A 15896-nucleotide genomic window follows, 5' to 3' on the forward strand; every position below is an offset into this window, starting at 1 on the left:
TCATACAACTCCTACCAAATCATATTCAAGGCTATGAGTAATTTTTACATTAACCATAGTACCTATTTTTAAAGTTTTTTTACACTTTATATATATAACTCCGTCTATATCTGGAGCCATTTCATAACTTCTTCCGTACCACAGTTCTCCTTTTTTTCCTTCTATAATTACTTTATAAGTTCTCCCAATTTTACTTTTATTTATGGAACTCATTACCTTCTTTTGAAGTACCATAAGTTCTCCTTCCCTTGCAGATTTAATCTCCTCAGGAACCTGATCTTTCATTTCTGCAGCTGCAGTTCCTTCCTCTCTGGAATACTTAAATACACCTAAGTTATCAAATTTCATAGTACTTACAAAGTCCTTTAGTTCTTCAAAATTTTCTTCTGTCTCTCCAGGAAAGCCAACTATTATTGTAGTCCTAATTGCAATACCCTTTGCTCTAGCTCTAAGCTTATCTATATTTTCTATTATGTCTAATTTTCTTCCTCTTCTTCCCATAAGCTTCAGTATAGAATCACTTATATGTTGAATAGGTATATCTATATACTTACATACTTTATCATTTATTGAAATTTCATTTATAATTTCATCCGTTAATTCCTCAGGGTAGCAATATAAAAGCCTTATCCACTCTATTCCATTAATTTTAGATATTTTTTGAATGAGTTCAGGAAGCACTTTTTTACCATATATGTCTATTCCATATCTTGTAGTGTCCTGTGCAATAAGTATTATCTCCTTAACACCTTGATTAGCTAAATCATTACATTCGTTTATTATGTTTTCAATGGTTCTACTTCTATACTTTCCCCTTATTTTAGGAATTATACAATAGGTACAATGATTGTCACATCCTTCTGCAATTCTCAAATAAGCAGTGTGTGTTGACGTAGTAAGTATTCTTTTTCCTTCATTTATATTAGAATCACTGTAATCACAATTATAAATCCTACTGTTGTTAGTTTCAATACATTTCTTTATAGTTTCATTTAACTTATCATAATCATTTACTCCAAGCATTATATCTACTTCAGGTAATAACTTCATAAGTTCCTTACCATACCTTTGAGCCAGGCATCCTGTTGCCACAATTAATTTGCAATTAAATTTTTCTTTATACTGTGACATTTCAAGTATTGTATCTATGGATTCCTGCTTAGCTGATTCTATAAACCCACATGTATTTATAATTATTACATCCGCTAATTTAGGATCATGAACTAAACTGTATTCTTGATTTAAATTACTTAACATTATTTCAGAATCCAATCTATTTTTGTCACAGCCTAAACTTATTAGTCCAACTCTTAGTTTATCCACCAAACTTCCTCCTATTTAGTTATTTTTAATCTTATATAAAATATTACTATTGCATTAATTTACGTATTTTCATAATGATTTCTGTCAATTAGAATTTGTCTTGGCTTTGTTCCATCCTTTTTTGATATTATTTCTCTGTCTTCCATTTCTTCTATTATTCTAGCCGCTCTATTATATCCTATTCTAAGCCTTCTTTGAAGTAAAGATGTAGATGCTTGTCCTGCATCTACTACAATTCTAATTGCCTCATCTAAAAGTTCATCGCTATCACTACTAGTTTTCACTACATTTGTATCTATTTGCTCGATTATTTTATCCTCATAATTAGGTCCACCTTGTTCATCTTTTATATAATTTACTACTTTTTCAACTTCACCTTCGGATATAAAGGCTCCCTGTATTCTTATAGGTTTTGCTTCACCTACAGGATAAAATAACATATCTCCTTTTCCAAGTAATTTCTCAGCTCCAGCACTATCCAGTATAGTTCTAGAATCAATTTGACTAGATACTGCAAAAGATATTCTTGAAGGTATATTTGCCTTAATTACTCCAGTAATTACATCTACAGAAGGTCTCTGAGTAGCTATAACCAAATGCATTCCAGCTGCCCTTGCCATTTGAGCGAGACGTCCTATATAATCTTCAATTTCATTTGGACATACCATCATTAAATCAGAAAGTTCATCAATTATTATAACTACAAAAGGAAGCTTACTATCTGTTTTTCCTTCTTGAAACAATTGATTATATCCCTCTATATTTCTTACATTATTTTCTGCAAAGAGCTTATATCTCCTTGTCATTTCTTGTACAGCCCAATTTAATGCACCTGATGCCTTTTTAGGGTCTACAACTACGGGTATAAGAAGATGTGGGATGCCATTATATACATTTAATTCCACCACTTTAGGATCTACCATCAAAAGTTTAACATCATCAGGAGAATACTTATAGATCAAGCTTATTATAAGAGCATTTATACACACACTTTTACCTGACCCCGTTGCACCTGCAATAAGCATATGTGGCATTTTAGTAAGATCTGATACTATACAATTTCCTCCTATGTCTTTTCCAAGACAGTAAGCTAGTTTACACTTTGAATTTATAAACTCCTCTGATTCTACAACTTCCCTTAAATAAACTGGTGTCAAATCTTTATTTGGCACTTCTATACCTATGGCAGATTTTCCTGGTATGGGAGCTTCTATTCTCACTCCTGAAGCTGCAAGTCCAAGGGCTATGTCATCTGATAAATTTACAATTTTACTTACTTTAACTCCAGGACTTGGCTGAAGTTCAAATCTAGTTACAGAAGGTCCCTTGCTTACTTGAAGCACCTTTGCATCTACTCCAAAATTTCCAAGAGTTTCTTCTAGCTTATTGGCACTGCTTATTAATTCCTTTTTATCATGCTTATTTAACTTTGACTGTACATTTTGTCTCAATAAATCCACTGAAGGAAAATTATATACTGAAACTAAGTTTTTTTCACTTTCTGTCATATTTTTTTCAAGCTCTTCATTTATTAATTCACAATTTTTTTTGTAAGTGTCATTTTCAAGTTCAGTAGGATACGTTAAATTTTCACTGTTTTCCTTAGGCTTTTCTGATCTATAATTATCCTTTATATCTGATGATTTCATAAAATCTAATATCTTTATTCTATTGTTTATAGTTTTAATGAAATCATCTTTGTTTACTTCTTCATTTTCAATTTTACCTTGATTTAAAATTTTGTCTTCTATTTTAGTGTCATTGTTTGTATTTTTTTCAAGGAAAAAAGCTTTTATATTATGTAATACATCGTATATAGTAACCTTACTCATTATTATAAAAGATATTATGTAAATTGATATAAATATAACATAGCAGCCTGTTTTTCCAAACAATTTAAAAAGTGGAACATCTATTAGGAAACTTATTATTCCTCCATGAAATACAGTATTTGATTCATACAATCGTTCTATACCTGAAATCAAGCTATATTCTACATAATAGTCAGACATAACTATTAGTTGTATGAATAACAGTGTATTTATAATAAAGAGTAAAATTCCATAAAATTTTTTGTTGAAATTTATCTTATTTTTCTTTGCTATACAGCAGCATCCTATAAATATTATAAAAAATGGTAATATATAAGATCCTATTCCGAATACTGCTATTAAGATTTTTTTTATAAATCTACCGATAATACCAGAGGAAGACGGTGAAAATACACTTATTATCATAAGCACGCCTACTGTAAATAGCACTATGCCCTTTATTTCTTTGTCAAGTACATGAGTTTCTTTTTTTCTGCTTTTAGCCATATCTATATCGCCTCCAGTAAATTACAGACACACTTTAATTTAAAAATAGATATTTCTAAATTAAATATTCTACATAGCTTTCCTTTTTCCTTTAATGTTTTTAATAGATAAGACTTTAAATATTTATATTAAAACATAAATTACCATAGGATAAATCCTATGGCTAATTTAATAAAAGTAAATTTATTTTGCCATCATTTCATTTAGTTTGTTAATAGCCTGACTTATTCCACCCACTTCATCAATTAAGCCTTGCTCCACTGCCTGTTTCCCAATCAATATAGTACCCATATCATTTAAAAGTTCATCTGTCTGAAGCATCAACTCAGTTAACTTTTCTCCAGTTATTTTAGATGTTCGAACTATAAATTCATTTATTCTCTCCTGCATTTTATTAAAATATTCAAAAGTCTGAGGTACTCCAATAACCATACCACTCATTCTTATTGGATGTATAATCATGGTTGCACTAGGAGATATAAAGGAATAATCAGAGGCTGTAGCAAGTGGCACACCTATAGAATGTCCTCCTCCTATAACAAGAGATACCGTCGGTTTACTTAAGCTTCTTATCATCTCTGCTATAGCAAGGCCCGCTTCTACATCTCCTCCTACAGTATTTAAAACTACAAGCAATCCTTCTACTCTTTTATCATTTTCAATTTCTATTAAATTTGGTATCACATGTTCATATTTAGTGGTTTTAGTTTCAGATGAAAGATTTACATGACCTTCTATTTGACCTATTATTGGAAGTATCTGAATATTGTCTCTTCCTTCAGCTACATTTACAGACCCTAGTTCTTTAATATTTTCCAATTTTCTATTCTTAGTTTCATCTTCTGGCATTTTAATCTCCTCCTTGAACAAGTTTAGCTTATGCATTTTAGGAGATTCATATACCTTTCTGAATGGAGCTCATAAGTTGATCTTTTATATTAAAATCATATTTATTTTAATGAACTCTTTTTAAAGATTTTTCTTCTACATCTATTATAATAGTCTTAGCCCCTATTTTTTTTACGTATTCCCAAGGAACTTCTATAAATTCGCTTTTACCAAAAATTGAAAATTTTGATTTACTTTCACTTAAAATAAGTATTTTTAAGTTTCCAGAAGAATCCACTATTATATCATTATTTCCAAGGCAATTGTATTTATTTCCATCATTTACATTTATAATCTCATATCTTTCCATTTCACTATAAAACTTTATATTTTCATCCATATTACATCCCCCTATTCAATTGTATATTAAATATTATGAGGGATATTTTCTCTTTATTACCAACTAATTTTTTAATAATTAAATGCTTTACAATAAATTGTGTTCTGATTTTGGAAATAAATCTGTATCTTTCTCTAATAAATTTTCCATAAGATATATATCTACTTTTTCTCCTACAAAAGCAGAATTTACTATTCCCTTACAAAAAGTATTTTTCATAACCCTTTTAATAGTATCTTGATCTATTTTATTTATTTTGTCTATTATATCCGAGGGAGTACTCAACTTATTTAGAAACAAGACTGATTTCCCATTACTAAACATTTTACTACTCATACTTTCAAGTCCTAGTACGTAATTTCCTTTTAATTGTTCCTTTGCTTTTTTCAATCTGTTAGAGTCTACGCCTTCTTTTACAAATTTTTGCAGTTCATCTTTTATCCTGCATATTACATCATAAGAATATTTCACATTTAATCCAGTATAAATATTAACTACTCCTATGTTATTAAAGGAAGCTGGATAAGAATAAATTGAATAACAAATTCCCATTTCCTCTCTTATTTTTTGAAATAGTATGGAAGAAGTCCCTCCCCCATACACATTGTTTAAAAGCAAAAGTGCATAAATATCATCATTGCCATTTTCAACTCCAGGTACACCAAGACTTATGTGTAACTGTTCTATACTTTTTCTTTTAAAAAGATGATTTTTTAAAAATTGGGGTCTAGAATAATTTATTAGGCTCTTTCCATTGGAATTCCATTTTTCAAAATACTTTTCCATCAATTTTTCAACTGTATTCATGTCAATTTTGCCTGCTATGGACACTACAGAATTTTCAGGTATATAATGAGACCTTATATATTCTAGCAGTTCTTCTCTTGTAAAAGATTTTACAGTATCAGCATTCCCCAGTATTGGTAATGATATCGAATCATCTCCCCACATAGCTTTGCTATGAAGGTCTGAAAGTACATCTTCTGGAGAATCGTCATTCATATTTATCTCCTCAATTACAACTCCCTTTTCCTTTTCTATGTCTTCAGGGGAAAATTTGCTGTTAAATAGCATATCAGATATAACATCTATTGCCAGTTCGAAATGTGAATCCAGTGCTTTTACGTAAAAGCATGTAGCTTCTTTACCTGTAAAAGCATTTATCTGCCCTCCTACATCTTCTATGCATTCAGCTATTTCAAGAGATGTTCTATTTGATGTTCCTTTAAAAAACATATGTTCTATAAAGTGTGAGATGCCATTATTTTCTTCATTTTCATTTCTAGATCCATTTTTTACCCATAGACCTACACTTATAGAATTTACATAATCTATATTCTCTACAATTACCTTAAGTCCATTATCCAATTGAAACAGATTATACATTGGCTTTTACTGCCCTATAGTGATATTAACCCTACACACTATACTGCAAGAGTTTTCACCCCTTTCATCTTTAAAAAATAAAAAGGCATATAAGCCCTTCTATTTATTACTTATTTTGCTTTAAGTTATTTTCTTTAGAACTATTTTCCTTAGAGTTATTTTCTTCAGAATCCTTTATCGCATCTTTTCTGGATAAATTTATTCTACCCTGATTGTCTATATCAGTTACCTTTACTAATATCTTATCTCCTACTGAAACTACATCTTCTACCTTATTAACTCTGGTAAAATCTAATTTTGATATGTGTACTAATCCTTCTTTTCCTGGAAGTATTTCTACAAAGGCACCAAAATTAGTTGTTTTAGTTACTTTACCTAAGTATATTTCTCCTGCTTTTACCTCTCTAGTAAGGTCCTCTATAATCTTCAATGCTTTCTTAGCACTACTACTGTCCTCTGACATTACAAATATTTTTCCGTCTTCCTTTATGTCTATCTTTACACCAGTTTCTGCTATTATCTTGTTGATAACTTTTCCGCCAGCTCCTATTACATCTCTTATTTTATCTGGAGATATAGACATTGTATATGTCTTTGGGGCATACTCTGATAATTCTTCTCTAGCTTCTGGAATACACTTGTGAATTTTATCCAATATAAATAACCTAGCTGTCCTTGCCCTGTTAAGAGTTTCTCTTATACAGTTTTCAGATAATCCATGAATCTTTGTATCAAATTGAATGGCAGTAATACCTTTTTCTGTTCCACCAACTTTAAAATCCATGTCTCCAAAGAAGTCCTCAATTCCTTGTATGTCAGTAACTATTTCTTCCTTTGACAAATCTTCACTAGTTATAAGTCCCATGGCTATTCCAGCTGCTGGTCTCTTTATAGGAACTCCTGCATCTAAAAGTGCTAGTGTACTTCCACATATACTTGCCTGGGAAGTAGATCCATTGGAACTCAATACCTCTGATACAAGTCTTATGGTATATGGGAATTGATCCTCACTTGGTATAAGTGGTTCTAATGCTTTCTCAGCTAACGCACCGTGTCCTATTTCTCTTCTTCCAGGTCCTCTTAAAGGTCTAGTCTCACCCGTACTGTACGATGGGAAATTATAATGATGTATATATCTCTTTGATTCTTCAGTGCCTACTCCATCAAGTATTTGTACATCACCTAAAGAACCAAGGGTGGCAACAGTCATTACCTGGGTCAATCCTCTTGTAAACAATCCAGTTCCATGAGTTCTTGGAAGAATACCAACTTCACAACTTATTGGCCTTATTTCATCAAAAGCCCTTCCATCAACTCTCCTGTGTTCGTTTAACATCATATTTCTTACTATTTCTTTCTTAATCTTATATACTACATCTGCTATATCTGATCCATTATCAGGATACTTCTCTGAAAATTGCTCATTTAACTCTTTATCCACATCTTCTAAAGCTGCATTTCTCTCGTCTCTATCCATTATGTACATGGCATCCTTTATTTTTTGAAATGCAAATTTTCTAACTTCTTCTTCTATGGATTCCTCTACTTTATAGAGTTCTGGTTCTTCCTTTTGTTTTCCATATTTATTCATAGTCTCTTTTTGAAATGCAACTATCTTCTTACATTCTTCAAATCCAAACATTATAGCATCATACATGGTATCTTCTGGTATTTCATCTCCACCAGCCTCTACCATCATAACTCTTTCATCCGTAGCGCATACTGTAAGATTTAAACTGCTTTTACTTCTTTCCTCTAAACCAGGATTTATTACAAACTTACCATCTACAAGTCCTACAGATACTGCTCCTACTGGAGTAGTAAAAGGAATGCTTGACATACAAAGAGCCAGTGATGCACCATTTATAGCTAATATATCTGGTGCATTATCTTGATCTACAGATACCACCGTACAAACGACTTGAACATCATTTCTATATCCTTTTGGAAACAGTGGTCTAAGAGGTCTATCTATTGCCCTTGCGTGTAATATAGCCTTTTCAGAAGGCTTTCCTTCCCTCTTTATAAAACCTCCAGGTATTTTTCCAACAGAATACAACCTTTCCTCATATTCTATACTTAAAGGAAAAAAGTCCACTCCTTCTCTAGGTTTATCTGAAGCATTAGCATTGATTAAAACTACCGTATCACCATAACTTATAAAAAAAGCACAATTAGAAAGTCTTCCTATTTTACCATAATCAACTTTCAAAGTTCTTCCAGCAATAGTAGTTTGAATAATTTCACTCATAAAAAACATACCTCCTCTCAATAGGTTACAATTTTGTTAAAATAATAGAGCGGTTACAGCCGCTCTAAAGATTACTTTCTTAAATTCAACGCTTTAATAATAGCACGGTATCTTTCAATATCTTGCTTAATTAAATAGTTAAGAAGACCTCTTCTCTTACCAACCATCATTAAAAGACCTCTTCTTGAGTGATGATCTTTCTTATGAATCTTTAAATGATCATTTAAATGATTAATTCTCTCAGTAAGTAATGCTATCTGAACTTCTGGTGAGCCTGTATCTCCTTCGTGTCTTGCATATTTCTTCATTATTTCTTCTTTAAATGCCTTTTCCATTTTGTTACACCTCCAATTGTTAATCCCCTATATTCCAAGAATGTCGTCGGCAATTCGGAATTCTTAGCATACGGATCACGATTGTAATTATAGCAAATAAAGTCGTTATTGTAAATTAATTTTTTAAATTAATTTCTATTCTTTTCTTACTTGCATACATCTTATCCTTTTTTAATTGATCTGCCAGTTCTGTTAAACTGCCAAATTTTGATTCATCCCTAATTCTCTCAATAAAATATATCTTTATATTCTTATCATACATGTTTTCATTAAAATTAAGTATATGTGTTTCAATGCTCAACTTATTGTCACAGGTAGTCGGATTATAACCTACATTTGTTATACCTTTAAACAAATCATTATTGCATTCAACTATAGTGTAATATACGCCACCTTTAGGTATAACAAATCTCTTGTCATAATCAAGGTTTACAGTTGGAAATCCTAATTTTCTTCCTAGTTGTTTACCGTGTATTACCTCACCCTGCAGCATAAAAGGTCTTGTTAAAAGTTTATTCGCTTTTTTTATATCCCCTTCATCGGATATAATAGTTCTTATTATTGAACTACTAACTACCTGACCTTTATATTTTACTGAATCTATAACATTTAAAGAAAACTTATGTGCCTTGCTCATTTTTTTAAGTAAGCTTACATCTCCCAAGTTCTTATACCCAAATCTATAGTTAAAACCAACTACGAGTCCTTTAGCTCTATAATTGTTTAAAAGATGAATAACAAAATCCTCAGGACATATTTTCATAAATTCTTCATTAAAGTTAGCCATATTTATTATGTCTAAACCAGCATCTTTCAATACACTTATTTTGGATTCATTATTCATTAAAATTTTAGGAGATACCTCAGGGTTTATTGTAGAAAGTGGATGATTTTTAAAGGTAAACACCATGCTATTTGCCTTGTTATTTCTTGCAAGTTTAACAGTTTTATTTATAAGGTTTATATGTCCTAAATGAAGTCCATCAAAACTTCCTAAAGCAATATATGTACTTTTCGTAAAATGTTTTTTAAAATTATCTTCCATTATTATCATAATTAGTTACCTCTAACGAATAATTTTACCATCTTAAATCCAAAAGTTCCCCTACTTCCAATACCTATAAATTTATTTTCATGTATATATACCCTATAGATTTTACCTTCTTGAACTTTATCTATAAACTCTTTGTCTTTTATTGTGATACCATTTAAAACGTGTTTTAAATATCTATCTCCAACTATAACCTTAGGATATTCTTCTAGTGCTTTATCTACTGGAATAATGTATTTTGATATGCTATCTTTCTGCAGGTCTTCTAGTAAAATGGAATTTGAAATATTAAAATTTCCCGTAGCCATTCTCTTTAGGTTCCACATTATTCCACCGCAATTTAATTTTTCACCAATATCATGGCATAAACTTCTTATATAAGTTCCTTTAGAACACTTAACTTGAAACACTACATAAGGTAATTTCATATTAATAATTTCTATAGAATATATGTTGATTTTTCTTTTATTTCTCTCTATTTCTATACCTTGTCTTGCTAAATCATAAAGCTTTTTTCCATTAATCTTGATTGCTGAATACATAGGTGGAAGTTGTTCTATTTCCCCTTGAAAACTTAAAATTGTATCTCTTACACTTTTTTCATCAAGCTTAACTTCTAAAGTATCTACTATAGTTCCTTCCCTATCATAGGTATCCGTATTAACTCCAAGCTTCAACTCGGCTAGATAAATTTTGTGGCTTTTCATTATATAATCTGCAAATTTTGTGGCACCACCTATACAAATGGGAAGTACTCCTGATGCAATAGGGTCAAGAGTACCTGTGTGGCCAACTTTTTTATTACCTGATATTGATCTAATTTTCTTAACTACATCAAAGGAAGTCATTCCAACAGGTTTATTTATGTTTAAAATTCCATCAATCATATCAGTTCTTTCTCAACCTCTTTTAATATCATATCTTTTACTTCATCTATAGATTTATCACTAACTGCAAGACCACTTGCTCTTACATGTCCCCCGCCATTGAATTTTTCTGCTATCTTTCTTACATCTACCTTTGATTTAGACCTCAAACTTACTTTTATCTTATCTTCTACTTCCTTTAACAAAATTCCAACTTCTACAGTATTCACCTTCATGCCTATATTTACAATATCTGAAGTGTCTGTATCTCCTTCTATACCAACTTGAGACAGCATATCTTTAGTGATACTTATTACACAGATACTGTCTTTTATAAGCTCCATACTCTCAATTGCTTTTCCATAAAGTTTTATTCTACTAAACTTCTTGTTTTCAAAAATTATCCTGTGAATTTCACTAAAATCCATACCTGTATTTATCAAATCTCCTGCTATAGTATGGGTTACACAAGTAGTTGAGGGATATCTAAAGGATCCGCTGTCTGTTATTATTGAAGTATAAAGACACTGAGCTATATTTTTATCCAGTTCAACATCCATAAGTTTTAATAACTGATATACTATTTCAGATACAGCAGCTGCATTAGTATCTACATAGTTTAAATTTCCATATAACTCATTTGTTAGATGATGGTCTATATTTATTACAGTATAGCTTCCTTGCTCAAATTTCAAATCTGCATTTATTCTTTTTACATCTCCGCAATCAAGCACTATAACACATTCTACTTCAGGGTCCACTTCAAACTTTTTGCCATTTATATTTTCACTATAGGGTAAAAAGCTGAAACTCTCCGGAATTTTTTCCTTTGAGAGTATTTCAACTTCCTTTCCCAATTTTCTCATGCCTTGAAATAGTGCTAAAGAACTTCCTATAGAATCACCATCTGGAGAAGAATGAAAAGTAATTGCAATTTTATTACTTCTTCTTATCTCACTTATAATATCATTCATTATCATTTTTCTCATTCTCCTTTATCTCTTGGAGAATTTTATCTATATGCATGCCGTATTCTATAGTATTGTCCAGTTCTATAATTATTTCTGGAGTATTTCTAAGTTTTACTCTATGCCCAACTTCTCTCCTTATAAAACCTGCTGAATTTTTAAGTGCCTCAAAAGTATCTTCCTTTGATTTGCCTTCACCATAAACGCTCACATATACTTTTGCATATTTTTGATCTTTTGTAACATCAACCTTAGTAACACTTATCATAGCAGTAACTCTAGGATCCTTGATATCATTTCTAATTATATTGCTTATTTCCTTTTTCATTTCTTCGTTTATTCTTCCACTTCTGTAGTTAGTCATAAACTACCACCTCACTATTTATAACTCTTTTTTCTTAATTTCCTCCATGGTATAAGCTTCAACTATGTCTCCATCTTTTATATCATTGAACTTATCAATAGAAAGTCCGCATTCATATCCTTCTGCTACTTCCTTTACATCATCTTTAAATCTCTTTAGGGAAGCAAGCTCAGACTCAAATATAACTATACCATCCCTTATTATCCTTACCTGGGAGTTTCTAACTATCTTTCCTTCCTGTACATAACATCCTGCAATAGTTCCTACATTGGATATTTTATAAGTCTGCCTAATCTCAGCTTTTCCAAGCACAACTTCTTTATAATCAGGTTCAAGCATACCAACCATAGCAGCCTTTATATCTTCTATTGCATTATATATAACTCTATAAGTTTTTATATCAACTGATTCTTTTTCTGCCGCTGCCTGAGCATTGCTATCAGGTCTAACATTAAATCCTATTATTATAGCATTTGATGCAGATGCTAATGTGACGTCTGTTTCTGTTATAGCACCAACTGCTCCATGAAGTACTCTTACCTTAACCTCTTCATTTGATAATTTTTGAAGAGATTGTTTTAATGCCTCTATAGATCCCTGTACGTCTGCCTTAACTATTATGTTAAGTTCCTTTACTTTTCCCTCTTTTATTTGATTGTAAAGATCCTCCAGAGAAACTTTATGAGCGGACTGCAGATATTCCTCTCTTACCTTTTGTTTTCTCTTTGCTGCTATATCCCTTGCAGTCTTTTCATCTTTAACTTGATGAAATCTGTCTCCTGCTGCAGGCACTTCTGATAATCCAAGTATCTCTACTGGTATAGAAGGTCCTGCAATTTTAATTTTCTTTCCTTTATCATCAAACATAGCTCTAATTCTACCATAAGTACTTCCAACTATTATAGAATCTCCAACATGAAGAGTTCCATTTTGAACAAGAAGTGTAGCAACTGCTCCTCTTCCCTTATCCAGTTTTGCTTCTATTACTGTTCCCTTTGCATTTCTATGAGGATTTGCCTTAATTTCCTGCATTTCAGCAGTTAAAAGTACCATTTCAAGTAAACTATCAATACCTTCTTTAGTATGAGCAGACACTGGTACACATATAGTATCTCCACCCCAGTCCTCTGGTATTAGCCCATAATCGGATAATTCCTGTTTAACTTTATCTACATTAGCTCCTGGTCTATCTATTTTATTTATAGCTACTACTATAGGTACATTTGCAGCTTTACAGTGATTTATTGCTTCTGCAGTTTGCGGCATTATTCCATCATCTGCAGCTACAACTAAAATAACTATATCTGTAATTTGAGCTCCTCTTGCTCTCATGGCAGTAAAAGCTTCGTGACCTGGAGTATCTAAGAAAGTTATCTTTTCTCCATTTATATTAACAGTATAAGCACCTATGTGCTGGGTTATACCTCCAGCTTCTGTCTCAGTTACTTTTGATTTCCTTATAGCATCTAAAAGAGAAGTCTTACCATGGTCAACGTGTCCCATAACAGTTATAACTGGCGGTCTTTTTTCTGAATTAGGATCATCATCCTCAGCATCTTCTTGTTCTACTTCTTGTTCCACTGCTTCCTTATTAATGTCTTCTTCTTTTCGAAGTACGGTTACATCAAATTTTTCTCCTAATTTTTCAGCTGTACTAAAATCTATTTCTTGATTTATAGCTGCCATTACTCCCATAAATATAAGTTGTTTAATAACTTCTGTAGATGGTTTACCTATTTTTTCAGAAAACTCTTTTACAGTTATAGTGTCTTCCATTTCTATTTCAGCTCTTTCAGTTTCTTGTAACTCTCCATCCTTTGATTCTTTCTTTCCTTGAGTGTTTTTACTCTTAGTATTATTTTTAACACCTATAGTTTTCTTTTTAACTTTTGGAGAATTTTCCTGCACTAAATTTTTGTATTTATCCTCTATGCCCTCTTCTCCGTCTTCGCTGCTTTCATTTTCTTCCATAAATTCTTTAATTAGTTCTGCATCTTCCTCTTCTATTACGCTCATATGGTTTTTCACTTTTACTCCAAACTCATCTAGAAGTATGGATATTAATGTTTTACTGGATATATTTAACTCTTTGGCTAATTCATATATTCTTATTTTTGACAAATTATACACCCCCGAAACTAAAGTTTCTCATTTTTCTTCAATAAATTCATTAGTGCCTTACCCATGTTTTTATCTGTAACCCCTACAACTTTTATTTCACTTGATCCAATTGCATTTCCAATTTCTTCTCCAGTATATATTGTCTTTACAACTGGTACTTTATATTTATCATTGTAGTTTAAAAATTTTTCCCATGTATTTTTAGAAACATCTTGAGACATTATCACAAAATGCACTCTATTCCTCCTAATTGCTTCTTCACATTTATTATATCCTTCTAAAAGTTTTCCTGCACGCTTTATTAATCCCATAAACTGAAGAAATTTATCTACCATTTTCTATCTGTTCCTTTAAACTTTGGTATAAGGTTTCGTCTATCTGAATTTCAAGATTTTTCTGGAGCCTTTTGTTCTTAAAAGCTTTCTCCAAACATTCAACATTTTTGCATACATAGGCTCCCCTACCATTTTTCTTTCCTGTAGGGTCTACAGAAACTTCACCCTCTTTGCTTTTTACTATTCGTATGAGTTCTTTTTTGGGCTTCATTTCCATGCATCCTGTACACATTCTCTGTGGTACTTTTTTTTGCTTCATTCTAAACACCACCTTAATTAATTTTCTTCATCTTGCGTCTCAGCCTGTGATTTGCTCTTTATGTCTATTTTCCATCCTGTAAGTTTTGCTGCCAGTCTTACATTTTGACCTTCTTTACCTATAGCCAGAGATAACTGATTGTCATCTACTACAATTTGTGCAAATTTAATGTCTTCATTTAAATCCACATCTAATACCTTAGCAGGGCTTAGGGAATTAGCTATATACTCTTCTGGAAGTTTGCTCCATTTTATTATATCTATCTTTTCATTTTTTAGCTCGTTTACTATATTTTGAACCCTTACTCCTTTAGGTCCTACACAAGCTCCCATAGGATCTACATTTTCATCATTAGAGTGTACTGCAATTTTTGTTCTAGAGCCAGCTTCCCTTGCTATGGACTTTATATCAACCGTTCCATCAAATATTTCAGGTACCTCTAGTTCAAACAATCTCTTTATAAGTCCAGGATGAGTTCTTGATATTACAATTTGAGCTCCTTTTGTAGTATTCTTTACCTCAATAATATATAATTTCAGTTTGTCATTGAAGTTATACTTTTCTCCCGGTATCTGTTCATTTGGTCCAAGTACTGCTTCTGTCTTTCCTAAGTCTATAAGTACATTGTTTTTATCTTTTCTTATGACTGTACCTGTTATTATATCGTCTTCCTTTTCCGCAAAATCACTGTATATAATTCTTCTTTCTTCTTCTTTTATCCTCTGTATAACTACTTGTTTTGCAGCCTGTGCAGCTACCCTTCCAAATTTTCTAGGTGTAACTTCTATGTTTGCTATATCACCTACCTCATAACTTGAATCCATGCCTTTAGCATCTTCTACACTTATCTCACCGAATTTATCACAAACTTCCTCTACTACATTTTTTTGTGAATACACATGAATTTCTCCATTTTCTCTATTCATAGTAACCTTAACATTTTGGCTACCTACTCCATGCCCCATATAATTCTTTTTATACGCAGCTACTAATGCATCCTCTATGGTAGTAAATAGTAAATCCTCACTTATTCCCTTTTCCTTAACTATTTCTTTTAAGGCCTCTATAAACTCCTGATTCATTTTAAAATA

The 15896-nt window shown here is 31.6% G+C and carries 15 protein-coding genes; all 15 read right to left on the reverse strand.

From position 1 onward, the window contains the following. The 15 genes from rimO to nusA all read right to left on the reverse strand — a co-directional run bounded on the left by rimO (position 1) and on the right by nusA (position 15887). The gene (gene rimO, locus CLRAG_RS05175; protein ID WP_065077419.1) at positions 1-1323 is read right to left on the reverse strand and encodes a 30S ribosomal protein S12 methylthiotransferase RimO; all 1323 of its coding nucleotides are present in this window, start codon (positions 1321-1323) and stop codon (positions 1-3) included. Positions 1324-1382: 59 nt separating this feature from the next. Then, the gene (locus CLRAG_RS05180; protein WP_065077420.1) at positions 1383-3641 is read right to left on the reverse strand and encodes an FtsK/SpoIIIE family DNA translocase; all 2259 of its coding nucleotides are present in this window, start codon (positions 3639-3641) and stop codon (positions 1383-1385) included. A gap of 183 nt (positions 3642-3824) precedes the next feature. Next, complete coding sequence (locus tag CLRAG_RS05185; protein ID WP_065077421.1) at positions 3825-4490, reverse strand: ClpP family protease; 666 nt, start codon at positions 4488-4490, stop codon at positions 3825-3827. A 106-nt stretch (positions 4491-4596) separates the two neighbouring features. Further along, a complete protein-coding gene (locus tag CLRAG_RS05190) occupies positions 4597-4869 on the reverse strand; it encodes a YlmC/YmxH family sporulation protein (protein WP_065077422.1) in 273 nt (90 codons plus the stop codon). An 87-nt stretch (positions 4870-4956) separates the two neighbouring features. Next, the gene (locus CLRAG_RS05195) at positions 4957-6255 is read right to left on the reverse strand and encodes a M16 family metallopeptidase (protein ID WP_065077423.1); all 1299 of its coding nucleotides are present in this window, start codon (positions 6253-6255) and stop codon (positions 4957-4959) included. Positions 6256-6361: 106 nt separating this feature from the next. Next, positions 6362-8506 (reverse strand): polyribonucleotide nucleotidyltransferase, encoded by a 2145-nt coding sequence (locus tag CLRAG_RS05200; protein ID WP_065077424.1) that lies wholly within the window; start codon positions 8504-8506, stop codon positions 6362-6364. Positions 8507-8577: 71 nt separating this feature from the next. Next, positions 8578-8841, reverse strand: coding sequence for a 30S ribosomal protein S15 (rpsO, locus tag CLRAG_RS05205; RefSeq protein ID WP_063557328.1), 264 nt, complete (start codon positions 8839-8841; stop codon positions 8578-8580). 115 nt (positions 8842-8956) lie between these two features. Continuing rightward, entirely contained in the window at positions 8957-9895 is a 939-nt protein-coding gene (locus tag CLRAG_RS05210; protein WP_065077425.1) for a bifunctional riboflavin kinase/FAD synthetase, read from the reverse strand. Positions 9896-9897: 2 nt separating this feature from the next. Beyond that, positions 9898-10776: a tRNA pseudouridine(55) synthase TruB gene (gene truB, locus CLRAG_RS05215; protein WP_065077716.1), complete on the reverse strand. Its 879-nt coding sequence runs from the start codon at positions 10774-10776 to the stop codon at positions 9898-9900. Next, complete coding sequence (locus tag CLRAG_RS05220; RefSeq protein WP_065077426.1) at positions 10776-11738, reverse strand: DHH family phosphoesterase; 963 nt, start codon at positions 11736-11738, stop codon at positions 10776-10778. Before CLRAG_RS05220 ends, truB begins: the two co-directional genes overlap by 1 nt. Further along, positions 11725-12090: a 30S ribosome-binding factor RbfA gene (gene rbfA / locus CLRAG_RS05225; protein WP_065077427.1), complete on the reverse strand. Its 366-nt coding sequence runs from the start codon at positions 12088-12090 to the stop codon at positions 11725-11727. The genes CLRAG_RS05220 and rbfA overlap by 14 nt, the downstream gene beginning before the upstream one ends. An 18-nt stretch (positions 12091-12108) precedes the next feature. Beyond that, positions 12109-14211: a translation initiation factor IF-2 gene (infB, locus tag CLRAG_RS05230; protein WP_065077428.1), complete on the reverse strand. Its 2103-nt coding sequence runs from the start codon at positions 14209-14211 to the stop codon at positions 12109-12111. A 17-nt stretch (positions 14212-14228) separates the two neighbouring features. Continuing rightward, positions 14229-14546 carry a 50S ribosomal protein L7ae-like protein gene (locus tag CLRAG_RS05235; RefSeq protein WP_063557323.1) on the reverse strand — a complete coding sequence of 106 codons (318 nt, stop codon included), beginning with the start codon at positions 14544-14546 and terminating at the stop codon, positions 14229-14231. Next, positions 14536-14805, reverse strand: coding sequence for an RNase P modulator RnpM (gene rnpM, locus CLRAG_RS05240; protein ID WP_013237978.1), 270 nt, complete (start codon positions 14803-14805; stop codon positions 14536-14538). Before rnpM ends, CLRAG_RS05235 begins: the two co-directional genes overlap by 11 nt. A 17-nt stretch (positions 14806-14822) precedes the next feature. After that, positions 14823-15887 carry a transcription termination factor NusA gene (gene nusA / locus CLRAG_RS05245; RefSeq protein ID WP_063557321.1) on the reverse strand — a complete coding sequence of 355 codons (1065 nt, stop codon included), beginning with the start codon at positions 15885-15887 and terminating at the stop codon, positions 14823-14825. Positions 15888-15896 lie beyond the last annotated feature (9 nt).

Source organism: Clostridium ragsdalei P11, from assembly GCF_001675165.1.
GTDB classification, from domain to species: Bacteria; Bacillota; Clostridia; order Clostridiales; family Clostridiaceae; genus Clostridium_B; species Clostridium_B ragsdalei.

Excerpts from the sequence above, each read along its gene's own strand:
- rpsO (WP_063557328.1), bottom strand. The coding sequence starts at position 8,841 with ATGGAAAAGGCATTTAAAGAAGAAATAATGAAGAAATATGCAAGACAC.
- nusA (WP_063557321.1), bottom strand. The coding sequence starts at position 15,887 with ATGAATCAGGAGTTTATAGAGGCCTTAAAAGAAATAGTTAAGGAAAAG.
- CLRAG_RS05195 (WP_065077423.1), bottom strand. The coding sequence starts at position 6,255 with ATGTATAATCTGTTTCAATTGGATAATGGACTTAAGGTAATTGTAGAG.
- rnpM (WP_013237978.1), bottom strand. The coding sequence starts at position 14,805 with ATGAAGCAAAAAAAAGTACCACAGAGAATGTGTACAGGATGCATGGAA.
- CLRAG_RS05210 (WP_065077425.1), bottom strand. The coding sequence starts at position 9,895 with ATGATAATAATGGAAGATAATTTTAAAAAACATTTTACGAAAAGTACA.
- CLRAG_RS05185 (WP_065077421.1), bottom strand. The coding sequence starts at position 4,490 with ATGCCAGAAGATGAAACTAAGAATAGAAAATTGGAAAATATTAAAGAA.
- CLRAG_RS05180 (WP_065077420.1), bottom strand. The coding sequence starts at position 3,641 with ATGGCTAAAAGCAGAAAAAAAGAAACTCATGTACTTGACAAAGAAATA.
- CLRAG_RS05235 (WP_063557323.1), bottom strand. The coding sequence starts at position 14,546 with ATGGTAGATAAATTTCTTCAGTTTATGGGATTAATAAAGCGTGCAGGA.
- CLRAG_RS05200 (WP_065077424.1), bottom strand. The coding sequence starts at position 8,506 with ATGAGTGAAATTATTCAAACTACTATTGCTGGAAGAACTTTGAAAGTT.
- CLRAG_RS05190 (WP_065077422.1), bottom strand. The coding sequence starts at position 4,869 with ATGGATGAAAATATAAAGTTTTATAGTGAAATGGAAAGATATGAGATT.
- CLRAG_RS05220 (WP_065077426.1), bottom strand. The coding sequence starts at position 11,738 with ATGATAATGAATGATATTATAAGTGAGATAAGAAGAAGTAATAAAATT.
- rbfA (WP_065077427.1), bottom strand. The coding sequence starts at position 12,090 with ATGACTAACTACAGAAGTGGAAGAATAAACGAAGAAATGAAAAAGGAA.